17 protein-coding genes are annotated in these 18,230 nt (G+C 72.4%); 10 read left to right on the forward strand and 7 right to left on the reverse strand.

Annotation, left to right across the window (positions count from 1 at the left end; all coding sequences use genetic code 11):
* Positions 1-152: 152 nt before the first annotated feature.
* Positions 153-1,043 carry a TauD/TfdA dioxygenase family protein gene (locus OO60_RS02085; protein WP_004561709.1) on the forward strand — a complete coding sequence of 297 codons (891 nt, stop codon included), beginning with the start codon at positions 153-155 and terminating at the stop codon, positions 1,041-1,043.
* A gap of 44 nt (positions 1,044-1,087) precedes the next feature.
* On the opposite strand, the gene OO60_RS02090 is transcribed toward OO60_RS02085, so the two are convergent.
* A complete protein-coding gene (locus OO60_RS02090; RefSeq protein ID WP_033260893.1) occupies positions 1,088-2,359 on the reverse strand; it encodes an amino acid deaminase in 1,272 nt (423 codons plus the stop codon).
* 118 nt (positions 2,360-2,477) lie between these two features.
* On the opposite strand from OO60_RS02090, the gene OO60_RS02095 reads away from it, so the two are divergent.
* The 3 genes from OO60_RS02095 (at position 2,478) to OO60_RS02105 (ending at position 4,879) form a co-directional block, all read left to right on the forward strand.
* Complete coding sequence (locus OO60_RS02095) at positions 2,478-3,398, forward strand: TauD/TfdA dioxygenase family protein (RefSeq protein WP_004561711.1); 921 nt, start codon at positions 2,478-2,480, stop codon at positions 3,396-3,398.
* 90 nt (positions 3,399-3,488) lie between these two features.
* Complete coding sequence (locus OO60_RS02100; protein ID WP_004561712.1) at positions 3,489-4,463, forward strand: alpha/beta hydrolase; 975 nt, start codon at positions 3,489-3,491, stop codon at positions 4,461-4,463.
* 20 nt (positions 4,464-4,483) lie between these two features.
* Positions 4,484-4,879 carry a RidA family protein gene (locus OO60_RS02105; RefSeq protein WP_004561714.1) on the forward strand — a complete coding sequence of 132 codons (396 nt, stop codon included), beginning with the start codon at positions 4,484-4,486 and terminating at the stop codon, positions 4,877-4,879.
* Between the two features lie 3 nt (positions 4,880-4,882).
* Here the strand turns inward: OO60_RS02105 and OO60_RS02110 are convergent, their stop codons facing one another.
* Entirely contained in the window at positions 4,883-6,097 is a 1,215-nt protein-coding gene (locus OO60_RS02110) for a helix-turn-helix domain-containing protein (RefSeq protein ID WP_004561715.1), read from the reverse strand.
* A 694-nt stretch (positions 6,098-6,791) separates the two neighbouring features.
* Here OO60_RS02110 and OO60_RS02115 point away from each other — a divergent pair.
* The 4 genes from OO60_RS02115 (at position 6,792) to OO60_RS02130 (ending at position 13,994) form a co-directional block, all read left to right on the forward strand.
* On the forward strand, positions 6,792-7,937 hold the full coding sequence (locus OO60_RS02115) for a fatty acid desaturase family protein (protein ID WP_003091174.1): 1,146 nt from the start codon (positions 6,792-6,794) through the stop codon (positions 7,935-7,937).
* Complete coding sequence (locus OO60_RS02120) at positions 7,934-9,067, forward strand: aminotransferase class V-fold PLP-dependent enzyme (RefSeq protein WP_003091173.1); 1,134 nt, start codon at positions 7,934-7,936, stop codon at positions 9,065-9,067. Before OO60_RS02115 ends, OO60_RS02120 begins: the two co-directional genes overlap by 4 nt.
* A gap of 396 nt (positions 9,068-9,463) precedes the next feature.
* Positions 9,464-10,441 carry a trypsin-like serine peptidase gene (locus OO60_RS02125; RefSeq protein WP_033260689.1) on the forward strand — a complete coding sequence of 326 codons (978 nt, stop codon included), beginning with the start codon at positions 9,464-9,466 and terminating at the stop codon, positions 10,439-10,441.
* A gap of 229 nt (positions 10,442-10,670) precedes the next feature.
* Complete coding sequence (locus tag OO60_RS02130; RefSeq protein ID WP_033260690.1) at positions 10,671-13,994, forward strand: S8 family serine peptidase; 3,324 nt, start codon at positions 10,671-10,673, stop codon at positions 13,992-13,994.
* On the opposite strand, the gene OO60_RS02135 is transcribed toward OO60_RS02130, so the two are convergent.
* The 5 genes from OO60_RS02135 to OO60_RS02150 are packed head-to-tail and all read right to left on the reverse strand — an operon-like array spanning position 13,969 to position 16,439.
* Positions 13,969-14,532, reverse strand: a complete 564-nt coding sequence (locus OO60_RS02135; RefSeq protein WP_003079834.1) for a hypothetical protein — start codon at positions 14,530-14,532, stop codon at positions 13,969-13,971. The genes OO60_RS02130 and OO60_RS02135 overlap by 26 nt on opposite strands.
* 18 nt (positions 14,533-14,550) lie before the next feature.
* The gene (locus OO60_RS47040; protein WP_003079837.1) at positions 14,551-14,712 is read right to left on the reverse strand and encodes a hypothetical protein; all 162 of its coding nucleotides are present in this window, start codon (positions 14,710-14,712) and stop codon (positions 14,551-14,553) included.
* Positions 14,709-15,275, reverse strand: coding sequence for a hypothetical protein (locus tag OO60_RS02140; protein ID WP_003079840.1), 567 nt, complete (start codon positions 15,273-15,275; stop codon positions 14,709-14,711). The genes OO60_RS47040 and OO60_RS02140 overlap by 4 nt, the downstream gene beginning before the upstream one ends.
* A complete protein-coding gene (locus OO60_RS02145) occupies positions 15,241-15,762 on the reverse strand; it encodes a hypothetical protein (RefSeq protein ID WP_033260691.1) in 522 nt (173 codons plus the stop codon). Before OO60_RS02145 ends, OO60_RS02140 begins: the two co-directional genes overlap by 35 nt.
* On the reverse strand, positions 15,759-16,439 hold the full coding sequence (locus tag OO60_RS02150; protein WP_033260692.1) for a hypothetical protein: 681 nt from the start codon (positions 16,437-16,439) through the stop codon (positions 15,759-15,761). The genes OO60_RS02145 and OO60_RS02150 overlap by 4 nt, the downstream gene beginning before the upstream one ends.
* A 29-nt stretch (positions 16,440-16,468) precedes the next feature.
* Here OO60_RS02150 and OO60_RS02155 point away from each other — a divergent pair, with 29 nt between their 5' ends.
* Positions 16,469-17,098: a MauE/DoxX family redox-associated membrane protein gene (locus tag OO60_RS02155; protein ID WP_240490679.1), complete on the forward strand. Its 630-nt coding sequence runs from the start codon at positions 16,469-16,471 to the stop codon at positions 17,096-17,098.
* A 106-nt stretch (positions 17,099-17,204) separates the two neighbouring features.
* The gene (locus tag OO60_RS47355) at positions 17,205-18,146 is read left to right on the forward strand and encodes a glycoside hydrolase family 25 protein (RefSeq protein ID WP_003079847.1); all 942 of its coding nucleotides are present in this window, start codon (positions 17,205-17,207) and stop codon (positions 18,144-18,146) included.
* The last annotated feature ends 84 nt before the right edge of the window (positions 18,147-18,230 follow it).

Raw genomic sequence — 18,230 nt, forward strand, 5'->3', positions numbered from 1 at the left:
CGCTTCAGTCTTGGCAACGTTCGTCAACAAGACCGCCGTCTGATTCACGATATACGCAGCTAGAGCGCATTGCCTGACTTGGCAACCTGTGTCAGCATGGAGGCTATCCCGTTCCGTGCCCGGACATCCGGAGACCAGGAAAGGCGTGTCCCATGACCGAAACGCTCTCGACCGCCACCGACGTCGAGGTCGGCAAGCTGACCGGCAGCATCGGCGCCGAGATCCGCGGCGTGGACGCCGGTGCGCCGCTCGGCGACGCCACCGTCGCCGCCATCCGGAAGGCGCTGCTTGAGCACAAGGTGGTGTTCCTGCGCGCCCAGCGGCTGGACTACGACAGCCAGGTCGCGTTCGCCGAGCGGTTCGGCGAGCTCACCCTCGGCCACCCGATCTACGGTGGCCCGGACGGCCGCCCGCACCTGCGGGCGATGGACTCGCGCGGCGAAGGCACGCGGGCCAACCACTGGCACACCGACCTGACCTACCTGGCGAAGCCGCCGTCGTTCGCGTTCCTGCACAACAAGGTCTGCCCGCCGGTGGGCGGCGACACCCTGTGGGCCAACACCGCGGCGGCGTACGCGAACCTGCCCGCCGGGCTGCGCGCGCTGGCCGACGGGCTGCGCATCGTGCACTCCAACGACTGCGACTACACCGACGACACCTACAGCGACGGCGGCTACCGCACGAACTACCTGACCGACATCTTCGAAGCGGAGCACCCCGCGGTCCGGGTGCACCCGGAGACCGGCGAGCGCTCGATCCTGATCGGCGGCTTCGCGCGGCGGGCGGTGGGCTTCAGCCCGCAGTCCGGCCGCGACCTCATCCGCGTGCTGCACGAGTACGCGACCAAGCCGGAGCACACGGTCCGGTGGCGGTGGCAGACCGGCGACCTGGCGATCTGGGACAACCAGGCGACGATGCACTACGCGGTCCACGACTACGGCACCGCGCACCGGCTCGGCGAGCGCGTCACGGTCACCGGGACCGTGCCGGTCGGGGTCGACGGCCGGCCCAGCGAACACCTCCGCGGCGACGTGTCCTACTGACGAGACGGTGGTGGCAGGAGCGATCGGCCCCTGCCACCACCGCGTCAGAAGTACGTGCGGACGAAGTCGACCACGGTTTCGCCGCGCACGACCGGGATGAGCGCCCACTTGTCGAACGCGGTGCAGGGGTAGGCCAGCCCGAGCCCCACCCAGTCGCCGGGCGCCACGCCGTGGTCCGGCGGCAGCGTGACGAAGGCGTGCTGGTCGTTCACCTGCTTGATCACGCAGTCCGGCAGGGCGCGGACGGTTCCGTCGGCCGTGCGGACGACCTGCGGCTCCGGCGGCCAGGCGTCGAAGGACAGGTCCCGTTTCCCCGCCGTCAGCAGGGCGAGCCCGGGCTCGGGCAGCGACGTCACGCGGGCCCACAACCGCATCGCGGGACGCAGGGAGCCGGTTTCGCCGCGGGAGAACGGGGACATCCAGCGGTAGAACCCGTCGTCGTGCGTGACGTAGCAGCCGCTGCGCAGCACGGTGGTGACCGACAGCCCCGGCCACGGACCGGCGAAGATGTCGGCCACCCGGTCGAAGAAGCAGCTTCCCCCGGCGGTGAGCAGGATTTCGTCCGTCTCGAACAACCCCTCGCCGGCCAGCGTGATCGTCAGTTCGCGCATGCGCCGCAGGAAGTCGTCGATCACCGCGAGGCTGTGCGGCGACGGGTCGTTGACCAGCACGCCCTCGTAGCCGCCGACGCCGACCAGGCGCAGCAGGGGACTGGCAGCCACCTTCCGGGCCACGGCGAGCGCGTCCTCGAGCGACCGCGCCCCGGCGCGGCCGGCGGTCCGGCCCAGCTCGACCAGCACGTCGACCGGCTGGGCGCCGACCTCGCGCAGTGACGCCTCCATGCGGTCGGCCACCGCCACGGAATCCACGAAGGAGGCGAAGGAAAACGCCGGATCGGCGGCCCGTTCCCGGTCCACCCAGCGCAAGGCGGCGGCGTCCACCAGCTGGTTGGCGAACAGGACGCGGGACACGCCGAACGCGCGGTACACCCGCAGCTGGGCCGCGTTGGCCGCGGTCAGGCCCCACGCGCCCGCGGCGAGCTGCCGGGCCCAGAGCTGGGGCGCCATCGTGGTCTTGGCGTGCGGCGCGAGCTCGACGCCGCGCTGGGCGCACCACTTGGCCATCGTGGTGATGTTGTGGTCGAGTGCGGTCTCGTCGAGGGTGAGCACCGGCCCCAGGAACTCGTCGCCGAACAGGGTGAGCCGCCGGTCTGCGGCGGCCCCGATCGTGTCGCCCTCCAGCGCCACGGGGAGCCCCTTGAACCTCCAGTCGATCCGTTCGTCCCGGATCGCCGCCACCTTCTCGGTGTCGATCATCAGCACGTCCTCGATCCCGTCGTCGATCGGCGGATTTACCAAGATGTTGCCATTGTAGGCAATATCTGGCAACGTGGGACGGGTCCCGGGAGCGGCCCGATCGGAAAGGTGCACGAACATGACCGAACTCATGGCGCCCGCGAGTTCCGTCGGCGTGGATGTCCGGCAAGTCACCGGCAACGTCGGCGCCGAGATCCACGGCGTGGACGCGGCGGCGGAGCTGAGCGACGAAGTCGTCGCCGGCCTCCGGTCGGCGCTGCTGACGCACAAGGTGATCTTCCTGCGCAACCAGCAGCTCGACTACGACCAGCTGGTCGCCTTCGGCCGCAGACTGGGCAACCTGACCCTGGGGCACCCGATCTACGGCGGCCCGGAAGGCCGGCCGCTGCTGCGCGAGATGGACTCCCGTGGCGAGGGAACGCGCGCAAACTACTGGCACGTCGACTTCTCCTACATGGAGAACCCGCCCGCGTTCGCGATCCTGCACAACGTGGTCTGCCCGCCGGTCGGCGGCGACACCCTCTTCGCGAACACGGCCGCGGCCTACCAGGGGCTGCCCGAAGGGCTGCGGGCGCTCGCCGACACGCTGCGGGTCGTCCACTGCAACGACTCGGACTTCACCGACGCCACCTACTCCGGCACCGCGAAGTCCAACTTCGTCAACCACGTCTTCGCGTCGGAACACCCGGCGGTCCGGGTGCACCCGGAGACCGGCGAGCGCGCCCTGCTGCTGGGCGGGTTCGCCCGCCGCGTCTCCGGCTACAGCCCGCAGGCCGGGCGGGACCTGCTGCGGACGCTGATGGAGTACGCCACCCGGCCCGAGTACACCGTCCGGTGGCGGTGGCAGGTCGGCGACCTGCTGGTCTGGGACAACCAGGCGACGATGCACTACGCGGTCCGCGACTACGGCGACCAGCACCGCCGCGGCGAGCGGGTGACCGTCGCCGGCACCACGACCGTCGGCGTCGACGGGCAGCCCGGTCTCGCCGTCCAGGGCGACACCGCGGAGTTCACGAAGGGCGCCGGCGCGAGCATGTGAGGCCCGGGCCGCGGGTGCCGCCCGGGACCCGCGGCCCGTCCACGACCACTTCCGGCGCGGCCGTCCGCGCCCGAGCACCGGAGCGACACTGTGACCACACCGGACACCCGGGTGCCGCCGTTCGAGCCCGAGCTCGACGCGCCGCTGCGCGCGATCCTCGACGGCCGCCCGTCCCTCACCCCCGAACTCATCCCGGAACGGCGGGCCGCGAGCAAGGCCGCGAGCCTGTCCGACGCCGAGATCCGCCGCGGCGGTGCCTTCACGACGGCCGAACGGCTGGTGCCCGGGCCGCACGGCGACGTCCCGCTGCTGCTCTGCCTGCCCACCGCCGGGCCGGGGCCGCACCCGGTCGTCTTCCACACCCACGGCGGCGGCATGGTCGCCGGCCACCCCCGCAGCACCGAGCTGGTGGGCGAGCTCGACCGGGCGCAGGCGACGCAGTGCGCGGTCGTCGCGGTCGACTACCGGCTCGCGCCGGAACACCCGGACCCGATCCCCGTCGAAGACTGCTACACGGGACTGGTGTGGCTGGCCGCGAACGCGGCGGAACTCGGGCTCGATCCCACGCGGATCGTGGTCAGCGGCAACAGCGCCGGAGGCGCGCTGGCCGCCGGGCTGGCGCTGCTGGCCCGCGACCGGGGCGGCCCGGCCCTGCTGGGGCAGTTCCTGCAGTTCCCGATGCTGGACGACCGCTGCACGTCGCCGTCGGCGGTCCGGATGGAGACCATCGGGATGTGGGACGGCCGGTCCAACCGCACCGGCTGGACCGCGCTGCTGGGCGAGCGCCGCGGCACCGACGGGGTTTCGCCCTACGCCGCGCCCGCGCGGGCGGCAGACCTGTCCGGCCTGCCGCCGGCTTACCTCGAAGTGGGCTCGGTCGAGGCGTTGCGCGACGAAGGCATCGAGTTCGCCACCCGCCTGTGGCGAGCCGGCGGGAGCGCCGAGCTGCACGTCTGGTCCGGCGCGTTCCACAGCTTCGACGAATGGGTGCCCGACGCCCTGATCTCCCGGACCGCCCACGACACCCGGGTCGGCTGGCTGCGCCGGCTGCTGGCCGGCCACTGACTTCCGCCGAGGAGACGACCATGGCGCTCACCCGCATCGCCGAGCCCGACGGGGTGTTCCCCAGCGACGGCTACCACCACGTCGTGCTGGGCACCGGCCGGGTGATCGCCCTGGCCGGGCAGATGCCCTTCGCCGCCGACGGCACGTTCGTCGGCGCCGGCGACCCCGCCGCCCAGGCCCGCCAGGTGTTCGAGAACCTGCGGGGCTGCCTCGCGGCCGCGGGGGCGGGGTTCGCCGACGTCATCCGGCTCAACTACTACCTCACCGACATCGCGCACGTGCCGGCCGTGCTCGCCGTGCGCGACGAGTTCATCGACCCGGCCCGCCTCCCGGCGAGCACGGTCGTGCAGGTCGTGGCCCTCTACCGGCCGGACCTGCTGATGGAGGTCGACGCGCTGGCGATCGTGCCGGCGTGAGACTCAGACCTGCGCCTGGCGCATGCTGGCCAGGATCTCCGCCACGCTCCGCCAGATGTCCGCCGCCAGGTCGACGTTGTGCTGCTCCTGGGCCTGCTGGGCGAGCTCCTTCAGCTTCAGGACCCCGCTTTCGGCGTTGCCGTCCAGGATGGCCAGCTTGCTCTGCAGCGCCTCCAGCCGGATCCGGTCGCGGAAGGACAGCCACATGCCCATCCCCTCCGCTTCGGCGCACAGCTCCCGCGCGGTGGCCAGGTCACCCTCGTCGTAGGCCAGGTGGGCCCGCAGCGAAAGGGCCTGCTGCCGGTGCAGCTCGGTGCCGATCAGGTCGAGCACCGGGCCGATCTCGTCGAGCCGCTGCCGCGCCTGCTCGGTCTGCGGGGGCGTGACCTGCAGGTACAGCGATGCCGCGGCCAGCCGCAGGCGCATCCACAGGTGCAGGTCCTCGCGGCTGTCCAGGCTCTCCAGCGCCCGCTCGATGGCGGTACGGGCCTCGGCGTGGGCGCCGCGGCGGATGCAGACCGTCGCCGAGGCCCAGAGGGCCTTCGTGTACGCGCTGCCGCCACCGGCCTCGGTGAGCTTGCACAGGTCGTCGGCGTGCGCGCTGGCCTCGGCGAGCCGGCCGCCCTCGGCCTCCGCGGACACCAGCTCGTGCAGCGCGGCGACCCGGTCGGACACCGACAGCGTGGTGGTCAGCTCCACGGCCTTGGCGGCGTAGTCGCGCGCCTGGTCGATGTCACCGAGGATGCGCACGCACCTGGCGAGCCGCGTGGCCACCCTGGCCTGCAGTTCCGGTGCGGCCAGCCGGTCGCTGAGGTCGGTCAGCTCGAGCAGCAGCGCGTGCTCGTCCTCGTGCCGTCCCTGGGTGTCGCGCATCCTGGCCAGCAGCCACAGCGCCTGCCAGCGCAGCGCGGGTGCCTGCTCGCCGTCGGACTGCAGCGCCTCGACCAGCAGCTCGGTGAGGTCCGCTTCGGAGGCGGAGGTCACCGACGCGAGCACCTGGGCCAGCGAAGAAGCCTGCTCGCTCTCGAACGCCGAGAGGGGCAGGCCCAGCCGTTCGCTCAGGTGGGCGATGACACGGGCCGTCGGCGGGCGGGCACCGGACTCCAGGCGCGAGAGGTAGCCGGTCGAAATGGTGCCGCCGGCGAGGTCGGCCTGGGAGAGGCCGCTGGCCAGCCGGAGGGCCCTCAGTCGCTGCCCGAAATCGGGCTGTTTCAGCATTTGAACCTCGAGGCTGTTCACTAGGGCCGGGCGCGGGAGCGTCGGCGAGGGGACGTTCCCTGTATTGTGCCTACCCGGGCAACCGTTGGCAAACCCCGGCGACGCCCGGCATGTCGGCCGGGCGTGGGGGCCACGTTCGTCGAGGCGGCGCCCAGCGTACGCGGTCCGCGCCGGTCCCGCCGCGTGAACGGATCGCCGCAGGTACCGCCCCTGCGCGTCGCGGGTCACGCCGGTCAGAAGTTCCCCGGTTCGGGCTGCAACCCGGTATTGCCAAACTTTGCCAGCCGTCGTAGTGTGGGTTCGTGGCTTTCGTGCCTATTTGCCAGGGGTGAATTTCACAAGATCACGCGGGGGATGTTCGTCAATCATGGTCTGCTCTCGGATAGACATTCGTTCCGGTTTCGCATGCACTTCGCCGTCGTTCGACGGCCGGTCGGCAGCCCGGCTCCGCTCGCCTTCGGGTGGCGGCTCCGATTCGGACTCCGACATCGACTGGCCCTCCTGACCGGCCGGTTTCCCGGATAACGGCAAGAATCCCGCTCCACCATTCCATGCGCCACCGCCATGGCCGCCGGGCCGCGGCCGGGTTCCGGCCGCCGAGGCCGGTGCCGGCCGCGCGCCGGCGCAAGAGCCGCAGCGCGCCGGGGGTTCCCGGTGAACGCCGGTGTGCTGCCCTTGTCCAGAGGAAGGCCCGATGTCCTCCGCGTTCGCTGACCAGCCTGCCCATCTCGACTTCGATTTCAGCAGGCTTTCCCCGCAAATCCGGCGGCGGCTCCGCGAGCTGTGCAAGACCGACAATTACCACGCCGTGCTGGGCCTGCTGTTCGATTACGCCGTCATCGCCGCCGCGGTCTTCCTGTGCGTCGGGGTGTCCTGGTGGTGCTACCCCGTCTCGGTCGTCCTCATCGGCTCGACGCAGCGCGCGCTGGTCAACATCCTGCACGAGGCGTCGCACAAGGTGCTCGCCCGCAACCCCGCGCTGAACCTGCTGCTCGGCACGGTGTTCTCCGCGCACCTGGTCTTCCACCTGTACAACCCGTACCGCAGTTCGCACATCGGCCTGCACCACCGCAACCTCGGCGACGAAGAACGCGACCCGGACTACAGCTTCCACCGCGAGGTCGGCATCTACGACCCCCGCACGTCGAACCGCACGTTCTTCCTGCGCAACATCCTGTTCGCGGTGATCGGCCTGAGGACGCTCGAATACGTGCGTTACGTCGTCGAGGACCGGGTGCTGTTCAAACAGGAACAGGTGACGGTGTCGATGCCGGTCAGCCTGCGCGCCGAACGGTGGATCCTGGCCGGTTTGTGGGCCGTGATCCTCACGTTCCTCGCCATCGGCGGGTTCCTCCCGGAATTCCTGCTGCTGTGGATCGTCCCGCTGTTCACGACCGCGATCGCGATCGGCTGGCTGTCGGAACTGGCCGAGCACTACCCGCTGCCGGAGAGCGAAGACCGGCAGATCCTGATGACCCGCAACCGCCACGGCTGGGCGGTGGAGCGCTTCCTGCTCGGCCGGCACAACGACAACTTCCACCTGGTGCACCACCTCAACACCGGGGTGCCGTTCTGGAACATGAAAAAAGCGCACGAGGTGCTGCTCGGCGACCGCGCCTACGCCCGCTGGGACGCGTTGTGGGCCGGAATCGTCACCCGCACCCGGAAGGAACGGGGCAAGGAAACGCTGATCAGTTACGCGGCCAAGTACCGCGACTGGCGGCGCGCCGGCGGGGACCCGCGCGCCGCGGACCGCAGTTTCGCCGAAATGGCCGCGCTGGCGGCGTTGCAGGGCACCGAGGCAGGCCGTGCCGGCGACGCGGCGACCGGGCGTTCGTGACCGGGCGGCGCATCCACTTCAACACCGCGGGCGCGGGGATCCCGGCCCCCGCGGTGCCGCGCGTGATGGCCGCCTACCTCGCGCTGGAAGCCGAGGTGGGCCCCTACGAGGCCGAGGCGCTCCACGAAACCGAGCTGACGAGCACGGTGTACGCGCGGCTCGCGGAACTGGTCGGCGCGCGGCCGGCGGAGATCGCGCTGTTCGGCAGCGCGACGGACGCGTGGTGCCGGGTGGTGAACCGGCTGCCCGTGCCGCCCGGCAGCCGGATCTGGCTGACGCCCTACGAATACGCCGGCAACCTGATCGCCCTGCAGCTGCTGGCCCGCCGCCGCGGCTGCACGCTGGAGGTCGTCCCGCTCGGCCCGGACGGCGAGCTCGACCTGGACTGGATGCGCACCCGCCTCGACGACCGGGTCGCGCTCGTCTCGGTCGTGCACATGCCTTCGGGCGCGGGGGTGCTGCTGCCGGTCGAGCGGATCGGCGCGGTGCTGGCGGGCTCGGCGGCGGTCTACGTGGTGGACGCCTGTCAGACGGTCGGGCAGCGCCCGGTCGACGTCTCGGCGATCGGCTGCCACGTGCTGACGGCGGCCGGCCGCAAGTTCCTGCGCGGGCCGCGGGGGAGCGGCTTCGCCTACGTCCGGCCGGATCTGCGGGACCGGCTGGAGCCCGGGTTCGCCGACCTGCACGCCGCCGACGTGGAGTCCCTGCACCGGTTCCGGCTGACGGACCCGACGGCGGCCCGGCTGGAGACGGCCGAGCGCAGCAACGCGGTGACCCTGGGCCTGCTCGCGGCGGCCGAGCACGCGCTGAGCCACCCGGGCGGTCCGGCGCCCGAGGTGATCGACGCCCTGCACGACGTGGTGAACGCGGCTCCGGGCGCCCGGGTGCTGGGGCCGCCGCGCAGCCGCACGCCGATCGTTTCGTTCCGGCACGAACGCGTGCCGGCCGACCGGATCCGCGCGGTGCTCGCCGAGGACGGCGTGACCGGCTGGGTCGCGCTGGGCTCGCACACCCCGCTGTACCTGGCGGCCGCCGGGGTGGACCGGTTCGTGCGGATGTCGGCCCACCACCACAACACCGTCGGTGACGTCGAGGTGTTCGCCCGGGCGTTGCGCCGGGCGGTGGACTGACCGCGCCGCTGGGGCCGGCTGCCGCTCGGGCTGGAAAGGCTGCCCCCGCGGGCATTGACGGCGCACCGGCCGCCTTGGTAGCCGAGCTCACCGCGCCATAGCCCACTTGTGCCCCCGGGTTGGCCCGGCCGGAGCAATCGGCCGCGGTAAGTTTCACGTTTCTTTCCCGGCGTGCAGGCGGAAAAGAATCATGAATGTTCCGGGTGTCCATTCACCTTGACGGCACTTCGGGAGCACGGAACACTGTGTGACGGCCCCGAGCTGCCGCCACTTTTGCGGGGTTGCCGGATCGCCGATCATGGGGGATCGGAAAACCGATCACATTCAGCGCACTGCACAGTGCACCCATTTTCGCGATACCGGCTTTGGCGTGCATTCATCCGGAGGAGGAAACATATGGGAATCCGTGCTTTGCGGCTGAAAACGCTGCTGGCTTCGGCCGGTCTGGTGGCCGGCGCCGTGCTGGTCGCCGCGCCGGTCGCGTCCGCCGCGCCGGCGGACGGCGTCGTGCAGTCCCCGCAGGCCGACCGGTTCACCCAGGAGCAGGCGGGCAAGTTCTGGACGGCGGAGCGGCTGCGCAGCGCCAGACCCGTCGCCCAGGACGCCCCCAAGGTGGCGGCCCAGCCCCGGTCGGCGTCGCCGGTGCTGACCCCGGGCGGTGACCAGTTCGGCAACGCGCAGCTGGCCCGGCCGTACACCTCGGACTTCAAGACGCGGGTGACCGGGAAGATCTTCTTCCTCAACCCGCGCGACGGCCTGACCTACGTCTGCTCCGGCTCGGTGATCAACTCGACCGGCAAGAGCGTGGTCGCGACCGCGGCGCACTGCGTGTTCCAGGGCGGTGCCGGCCAGTCGATCTGGAGCCAGAACCTCATCTTCATCCCCTCCTACGACAACAACAGCCGCCCGCTGGGCACCTGGAACGCGGCGACGTTCTGGATCCCGACGACGTACTTCAACCACGGCAACGACGGCTTCACCCACGAAGACGACGTGGCCACCGTGGCCATCGCCGCGCAGGGCGCCAACAAGATCACCAACGTGGTCGGCGGCCTCGGCTGGGTGTCGAACAACTCCGGCGTGATCAACGGCTGGGACACCCACGGTTACCCGCAGGAGATGTACGGCGGCCAGAACCAGCTGCACTGCATCGGCAACGGCCGCGATGCCGGTGGCTTCAACGGCGACACCTACCTGTTCACCAACAACTGCGTCGCCTTCGGTGGCTGGAGCGGCGGCCCGGTCATCAACGGCAGCAACCAGCTGCTCGCGGTGACGTCCGGCAGCGACCGGTCCACGAACTCGTTCTACGCGCGCGCCGCGTCGAACACGTGGATCCCGGTGCTCAACGCGGCACAGGCGGCCGGTTTCTGACCAGGATTCGACCCATTGCGCCCGCCGGCGGCCACTCCGGCGGGCGCGCCGTTTTCCCCGTCCCTTCGAGATCAATTTCCCATTGCGACACCCGGGTGATTCGCCATTCCGGTGGTCGGGAACAAGCGTCGATGGCGTGTAACGTACCGCGCGGTCGAAAAGCGCCGACGACAACTGGGGCATTGTGCGGTCCGGCAATGGGAAACGATCTCGGCGGAGGGGTTCTGACATGCGTCGCGAACAGAAGGCGATGACGGCCGTCGTGGTGGCCGCGCTGGTCGTGGTCCCGCCGCCGGCCGCGGCCGCACCGGCCGCACCGGCCGCGGCGCCCGTGGCGGCCGGGAACACGGTCACGTTGCTCACCGGCGACCGCGTGCGCGTGCTGCGGGATTCCCGCGGCGGCGAGGCGGTCGTGGTCGAACCGGGGCCGGGCCGCGAGCGGATCGGCTTCTTCCGCGAAACCCGCACCGGCACGAAGACCGGGGACGTCTCCGTGGTGCCTTCGGACGCGCTGCCGCTGGTGGCCGCCGGCCGGCTGGACCCGCGGCTGTTCGACGTTTCGGAGCTGCTGCGGCAGCACCTCGCCGACTCCGCGCCCGCCCTCCCGCTGATCGTGACCCGACCGGCTTCCGCGGCCGCGCCGGAGCCGCCCGCCGCCACGAAGGTCCGCGACCTGCCGAGCGTGCACGGCACCGCGCTGCGCCAGGACCGGCGCCGCGGCCCGGAGTTCTGGGCCTGGCTCACCGCCGGAACCGGCTCGTCGCTGCGGGCCGGGGTCGACCGCGTGTGGCTGGACGGCCTGGCCGAACCCGCCCTCGACGTCAGCGTCCCGCAGATCGGCGGCCCGGTGGCCTGGGAGGCCGGCTACACCGGCCGCGGCGTGACGGTCGGGCTGCTCGACACCGGCGTGCGCGCCGACCACCCCGACCTGGCGGGCAAGGTCCTGGCGGCGAAGGACTTCACCGGCACCCGGCCCGACGCGAGCGACGACCTCGGGCACGGCACGCACGTCGCCGGCATCATCGCCGGCACGGGCGCCGCGTCCGGCGGCCGCTACCGCGGGGTGGCGCCGGACGCGCAGCTGATCAGCGGCAAGGTCTGCGTCGCCGCCGGCTGCCCGGAGTCCGCGGTGATCGCCGGGCTGGAGTGGATCGCGCCGAAGGTGCGCGTGGTGAACCTGAGCCTCGGCGGCGACGCGTCCGACGGCACCGATCCGGTGTCCCAGGCGGTCGACGCGCTCAGCGACCGCTACGGCACGCTGTTCGTCGCCCCGGCGGGCAACGACCGTTCGAACGACCTGCCCGAACCCGGGCCGGTGGTCGCGCCCGCGGCGGCGGACGCGGCGCTGGCCGTCGGCAGCGTGTCCGCCCAGGACACCACCAGCGCGTTCTCCAACCGCGGCTTCCGGCTGGGCGACCACGCGGTGAAGCCCGACATCGCCGCCCCGGGCGAGGGGATCGTTTCGGCGCGGGCCGCGGGCACCCGCGACGGCGACACCGCACCGGTCGGCGACAGCTACGCCCGGCTGTCCGGCACGTCGATGGCGGCACCGCACGTCGCCGGCTCGGCGGCGCTGGTGCTGCAGCGGCACCCGGACTGGCTCGCCGGCCGGCTCAAGGCCGCGCTGACGAGCACCGCGAAGCCCACCGCCGCCGTCGCCGAGCAGGGCGCCGGCCGGGTCGACGCGGGCCGCGCGGTGACCCAGCAGGTCACCGCCACCACCGGCAGCCTCGGCTACGGCTTCCTGGCCTGGCCCCACACCCAGGCCGTGACGAAGACCGTGACCTACCGCAACGACGGCGACGCCGCCGTCACGCTGGCGCTCGCCACCACCGCCACCGGACCGGACGGCGCGCCGGCGCAGCTGTTCACGCCGACGGCGGCGTCGGTGGTCGTCGCCGCGCACGGCAGCGCCGACGTCGGCGTCACCCTCCGGACGGGCGCGGCCGGTGCCGGGCAGTACGGCGGCCGGTTGACCGCGACGGCACCCGGTATCACCGTGCAGACCGCGCTGGGTGCGGTGCTCGAGGGCGAGAGCTACCCGGTGTCCGTGCGGATGATCGGCCGGGACGGGAAGTTCACCGCGGGGGTCGCCACCCTGGTCGACACCGCGACCGGCGCCGCGTTCGGCGTCCGCCCGTTCGGCGCGGACGGCACGGCCGTGGCGCGGGTGCCCAAGGGCACCTACGACCTCAACGCGTTCGACGTGTCCGGCGACCCCACCGGCCAGACCCGGCCGGCCGCGGTGACCGCGTTCTCGCGGCCGGGGCAGCCCATCATCGGCGACGTCTCGATCACCCTGGACGCCCGCGCGGGCAAACCGGTGCGCGCGGTGGTCGACCGCCCGGACGCCCGGCTGCAGGGCGGCGAACTCGGCCTGGTCTCGGGCAACCCGGCCGGAACGCGCACCAGCACACTGGCCTGGACCGTCCAACCGGGCAACGAGCTCTACGCGGTCGGCTCGGACCGCCAGATCACCGACCACACGTACGCCATGTACTTCCGGGCCACGCTGGCCGCCCGGCCACCCGGGACGGACCCGGACGGCTACGTCTACCAGCTGGCCCTGCTGGAGCGCGGCCGCGTTCCGGCCGACCCGGTGTTCCGGGTGCGCGACCGCGACCTCGCGGTGGTCGACGCCCGCTACCACACGCAGGGCGCCCCGGCGCAGAGCCTGCGCCTGGACGACGTCACCTTCGGTTTCCCGGGCGCCGACAGCGGAACCTACGAGATCGTGCCGCAGGCGCTGCCGAGCCGGCGCACCGAGTACTACACGACCGGGCTGCGCTGGCAGCACATCGTGGCGGTGTACCCGGATCCGCTGACCGACGCGGAAAACAACTACTCGTACCGGACCTACCGGCCCGGCCCGCAGCGCGCGGGGTGGAACCGGGCCCCGGTCGGGCCCGCCTTCGGGGAACCGCAGGACGGCTGGGGCGTGCTCCGCGCCGGCAACCAGCTGGTGTACGCGATCCCGCTGGTGTCGGGCAGCGACCCGGCGCAGTACACCTCGCCGCCGGGCGGCCTCACCGGCACCGCGACGCTGTCGCGGGACGGCGTCCCGCTCGGCACCACCGAAAACCCGGCCGTCGGCGCGTTCGCCATCCCGGACGGCGCGGGCACCTACACACTGCACGCGGCCGGCACGCGCAGTGTGCCGTGGTCGGTGGTGGGCACGAAGGTGGACGTCGTCTGGACCTTCCACGAGCCGGGCTCGGCGGCGCCGGCCGTGCCGTTGCCGCTGCTGGTCGTGCGGGCCGAGGGGGCGGTCGACGACCAGAGCCGGGCCCCGGCGGGCCGTCCGTTCGTCCTCGCGCTGACCGCGCAGCGCCAGCCGGGCGCGGGCGAGTTCCGGCTGGCGGAGCTGCGGGTCGAGACGTCCGCCGACGACGGCGTGACGTGGACGGCGGCTCCCACCGCGCGGATCGGGAACGGCGGCCTCGCCGTGGTGCGCAACCCCACGGGGTTCGTGTCGCTGCGCATCTCCGCCCGTGACACGGAAGGCAACACGCTCACCCAGACCGTGCTCAGGGCGTACCAGACCACGCCGTGACGGCGATCGCGGCGAGCGGGACGACAAAGGCGGCCCCGGTCAGGACTTTCAGCGTCCGGCCGTGGGCTCGCCATTCGACGTCCCAGCCGTTTTCGCTGTCGTAGCGCAGGTTCGCCGTGGTCATCAGCGCCCGGCCGATCCCGAAGCCGGCGCCCGCGCACAGCGCGGCGGGCACGGACGCGGTGAGGGCCACCGCGACCGCGGCGGCGTACGGCAGGCCGCTGGGCAGGTAGGTGCGGGCGCCGGTGCCCATCTCGAACCCGAACTGCAGCGGCCCGAGGTGGCGGCCGAGCCGGAACACGGTGTCCGGCACGAGCCGCCGGTTCTCCGGCAGCCGGAACGACCACGCGCCCGTTTCCCGCAGCAGCACGGCACCCAGCGCCACGGCCACCAGTGCCCAGCGGGCCACCGGCGGGAGCGGGGCGCGCAGCAGCGAACCGGCCACGAGCAGGACGGCCGCGGTCAGGACGCCGCCGCCGAGGAGCCCGGCGCAGAACGCCAGTACCGGAGTGCCTCGCCAGACCGGCGAGCTCAGCACGAAGGCCGAGTTCCGGCTTCAACTGGAGCCGCTGGTGGCGAACCCGGCGGCCGCGCACATCACCAGCCACGCGCTGGGCACCAGCCAGGGGACGAGCGCGCTCGCCGCACCGGCGGCGAGCAGGAGTCCGGCGGCGATGGTCAGCGGGTGCCACCGGCGCCGCGAGGGTGCGTGCGTCAAAGGGCGGCCCGGCAGATCGTCAGGTACGTCTGGCCGGTGTACCCGCCGCCCCAGAAGGTGGAGAAGCCGTCGGAGCAGCGGTAGACCTTCTGGTCCGGCGTCGTCCACCGCCAGGCGTTCTTGCCGACGAACTGGCCGCACGTGTTGGACACCGGCTGGTGGTCGACCTGGATGCCGTTTTCGTTGTAGGTGCCGTACTTGTGCCAGCCCGCTTCGCAGTAGGTGCTGCCCCGCCAGAAGCCGCCGAAGCAGGCGGCGTAGGCGTTGACGTAGGCGCCGCTGGTGTCGGGCAACTCCGGGTAGCCGGTGGGGTAGGCGTCCCGGCAGTCGTTGCGGTCGTAGCCCGGCATGCCGTACGGGCTGAACTCGGCGTTCGCCCGCCGGGTGCGGGACAGCCCGGTCCAGTCCAGTGCGGTGGCGCCGATCGTCAGCGCCCCCAGCGCCACCGCGCGCAGGAACGCCCGCCGGGTGCCGCCTGCCTTCAGCTTCCGGCCCGCGCGGGTGCCCGCGGCGCCGGGCGCCGGCCGGTCAAGGTCGGGAATGCGCGCCGACTCCAGCGTCACCGGGATCGCCTCCTGCCGTCGGGCCGGCCCAGCCGGCCAGTGTGGTGTCCACTTCGGCCGCCCGCACGGGAAGCACCATCCGGCGGACGCGGCCGCTTTCGTCGAGCAGCATCAGCACCGGCGGCGAGAGGTGGGAGACCGAACGCCACGCTTCGCCGTCGCTGATCACCGGCAGCCCGTGGGCGAGGGACGTCCACGTGGCCGGCGGTTCGTGGGTCAGCAGCGTGGCCTCCGCGCCGAGCCGGGCCAGCCGCTCGGCGACGGCCAGGCACAGCGGGCAGCCGGAATCGACCGCGGCGACGATCCGGCTGCCGCCGGCGAACCGCGGGCCGAGAACCAGATCCGGGGGCACGGCGGCGAACCCGTCCGTGGTCCGGGCGACCGTCGCGCGCAGCAGCCGGACCTCGCGCAGGACGGCCGCCAGGCCGAAGAACAGCAGGACGATCGCCGCCCAGGTGATGGTGGTGAACGCGAGCGACGGGGTCATCCCCGGTCCCAGGCGATGCCGATGTCGTCGAGCCAGTCGAGCCGTTCCCGCTCGGTTTTCGCCGGTGTGTCCGCGAGGTGCACCTCGGCCACGCCCGCCGGGCACCCGAGGACGTACGAACGCGCGTACCCGGCCTTCCAGACCTCGCCGTGTTTCGTGGGTGCGCCGGCGTGGCGGGGGAGCAGGGCCGAGGCGTGCCGCGGGGCGGGGATCGAGAGCGAGCCGTGGTCGCGCACCACGACGACGAGGTGTTCGTTGGCCGAGTCGAGCAGGGTCGCGGCGCGGGGGACGACGGTCATGCCGTCGACGTGGTCTTCGATCCGCAGCGAGCCGAACAGGGCCAGGACGCGTTCGCGGTGCGGGGCCGGGCCGGCGTACACGGTCATCAGCTCGTGGTAAGCCCCGATGAGGGTGGCGAGCGACGTCTGCCCGTCGTCGGCTTCGGCGACGACGACCTCGCGGCCGTGCACGACCAGCCGGTCGCGGGTCCGCGCCGGGGCGACGTGGGTGCAGGCGAAGTCGTGGTAGCCGCGCGGCCCGATCTGGAACCCCGTGCCGAACGAGCCGCCGACGAAGCGGACCCCGGCCACGACGTGCGAAACGGGAGCGGCGGCGGGCAGGTCCACGGTGACCCGGTCACCTCCGGGCGCCACCAGCCGCAATCTTCGGGTCGCCATGAGACCTCCGTTTTCGCCGAATCCGCCCGGTGAGACTAGCCGACGGATTCGGCGGTCGCCACGATCGTTTCGGAACGGTTTCGGAGATTGGTCCGATCGGGGACGGTACTTTTGTCGGCGAATACATTGGGTGTATGCAGGTTTTCTGGCCGTCCGTATTGACCGCACTGACGGCGGCGGGGGCGATTCTTCTGATCACGGCGGGCGCGGCCCACGCGGCGCGGCCGCCGGCGCACCGGGCGGTCCTGCGCGCCCATCGCCTCGTCCCGCCGAACTGGCCGCCGTTCGTGGCGGCGGTGACCGCCTGCGCCGAGCTCCTGGTGGGGGCGACCGTGCTGTTCGTGCTGGTCACGGCATCGACGAGCCGGGTGGCGGTGGCCGCGCAAGGTGTCCTCTATTGCGCTTTCGCCGGTTACGCGACGGTCCTGCGGACGCGGCGGCCGGGGATGCCGTGTGGGTGTTTCGGCGCCGAAAGGGTGTCGTGGGCCGTGGTTTTCCGGGCAGTGGTGCTCGCGGCGGGCACGGCCGGATATGGGGTGCTCGGCCCGGTTCCGGACCGCTGGCCGTGCGTCGCGGCCGGTGTCGTTCTGGCAATGGCGAACCACCTGATCCCGGCCTGGCGGGGAATCGTCGTGGGAAAACCGGGACGCGAAGGTTGATTATTTTCTTGCGGCAATTCCGTGCGGCGTGGTGACGGCTCGGCCGCGCTTGCGCACACTGCCCGTCCGGTATCGAGGGAGGGTCCGACCAGCGAGGAGGCCGGCTATGGCCAGAGGAACCGACCTGCATCCCTACTACCAACGGGGTCTGCGCTGGGATCAGGTCAACGACATCGCGTTCGCGTGGGTGAAGCTGTCCGACGGCGGCGCGCCCTACACGACCACCCGCGGGGGTGTGACCTACCGGCCGGACACGCACGTGGCCGGCGCGAAATCGCGGGACATCCCGGTCGGGGGCTACCACTACGCGCAGCTCAAGCCGGACCCGGAGACCCAGGCCGACGTCCTGCTGGGGCAGGTCGCGCGGCTCGGCGCGACCGGCGTGGCCCCGATGCTGGACCTGGAGAGCCCGTTCACCCCGAACGGGTTCGCCCGCGACTTCGCGGTCGCCTTCTGCCGGCACGTCGCGGCCGCGGGCTTGCGGCCCGCGGTCTACATGAGCGCGTCGTTCGCCGCCGCGTTGCGGCCGGACCTGTGGGACGTGCCGGACCTGGTGATCGTGATCGCCCGCTACGGCGCCCGGCCGGAGGCGATGGGCTCGGCCCGGTACGTCGGCCGCTACGACGTGCACCAGTACACCAGCAGCGGCGCCCTGCCCGGCTCGGCGGGCGCCGTCGACCTCGACGAGTCCTACACGAACAACCACCTCACCACGGAGGCTGACATGCCGTTCACTCCCGAAGACTTCCGGGCCATGATGTGGGGCAACGTCTTCGACGCCGGCGGGAACCGCAACTACGCCCAGTTCATCAAGGACATGGACGCGAAGCTCAGCGCGCTCGGCGCCGCACTGGACTCGGTGACGAAGCTGATCACCGATTCGGCCACCCACCCGGTCGACGCCGAGCAGCTCGCCGGCGCGCTCCAGGGCAAGCTGGTCGCCGAGCTGGTACCGGCGGTGACCCAGGCCGTCACCCAGGCGGCCGGCGCCGAGACGGCCGACGAGGTGCGCCAGATGCTGGTCGAACGCCTGGTGACGCAGAACTAGCCCCGGCATCGAACCCGGCGCAGGTGCCCGGCCCGGATCGCCCAGGTTGTCGTGAGTGGTAAGGCGGGCTCTAACTCGCCTTAC

Source organism: Amycolatopsis vancoresmycina, from assembly GCF_000716785.1.
Classification (GTDB): Bacteria; Actinomycetota; Actinomycetes; order Mycobacteriales; family Pseudonocardiaceae; genus Amycolatopsis; species Amycolatopsis vancoresmycina.

Excerpts from the sequence above, each read along its gene's own strand:
- OO60_RS02105 (WP_004561714.1), top strand. The coding sequence starts at position 4,484 with ATGGCGCTCACCCGCATCGCCGAGCCCGACGGGGTGTTCCCCAGCGAC.
- OO60_RS02085 (WP_004561709.1), top strand. The coding sequence starts at position 153 with ATGACCGAAACGCTCTCGACCGCCACCGACGTCGAGGTCGGCAAGCTG.
- OO60_RS02125 (WP_033260689.1), top strand. The coding sequence starts at position 9,464 with ATGGGAATCCGTGCTTTGCGGCTGAAAACGCTGCTGGCTTCGGCCGGT.
- OO60_RS02095 (WP_004561711.1), top strand. The coding sequence starts at position 2,478 with ATGACCGAACTCATGGCGCCCGCGAGTTCCGTCGGCGTGGATGTCCGG.
- OO60_RS47355 (WP_003079847.1), top strand. The coding sequence starts at position 17,205 with ATGGCCAGAGGAACCGACCTGCATCCCTACTACCAACGGGGTCTGCGC.
- OO60_RS02150 (WP_033260692.1), bottom strand. The coding sequence starts at position 16,439 with ATGGCGACCCGAAGATTGCGGCTGGTGGCGCCCGGAGGTGACCGGGTC.
- OO60_RS02115 (WP_003091174.1), top strand. The coding sequence starts at position 6,792 with ATGTCCTCCGCGTTCGCTGACCAGCCTGCCCATCTCGACTTCGATTTC.
- OO60_RS02130 (WP_033260690.1), top strand. The coding sequence starts at position 10,671 with ATGCGTCGCGAACAGAAGGCGATGACGGCCGTCGTGGTGGCCGCGCTG.
- OO60_RS02110 (WP_004561715.1), bottom strand. The coding sequence starts at position 6,097 with ATGCTGAAACAGCCCGATTTCGGGCAGCGACTGAGGGCCCTCCGGCTG.
- OO60_RS02090 (WP_033260893.1), bottom strand. The coding sequence starts at position 2,359 with ATGATCGACACCGAGAAGGTGGCGGCGATCCGGGACGAACGGATCGAC.
- OO60_RS02145 (WP_033260691.1), bottom strand. The coding sequence starts at position 15,762 with ATGACCCCGTCGCTCGCGTTCACCACCATCACCTGGGCGGCGATCGTC.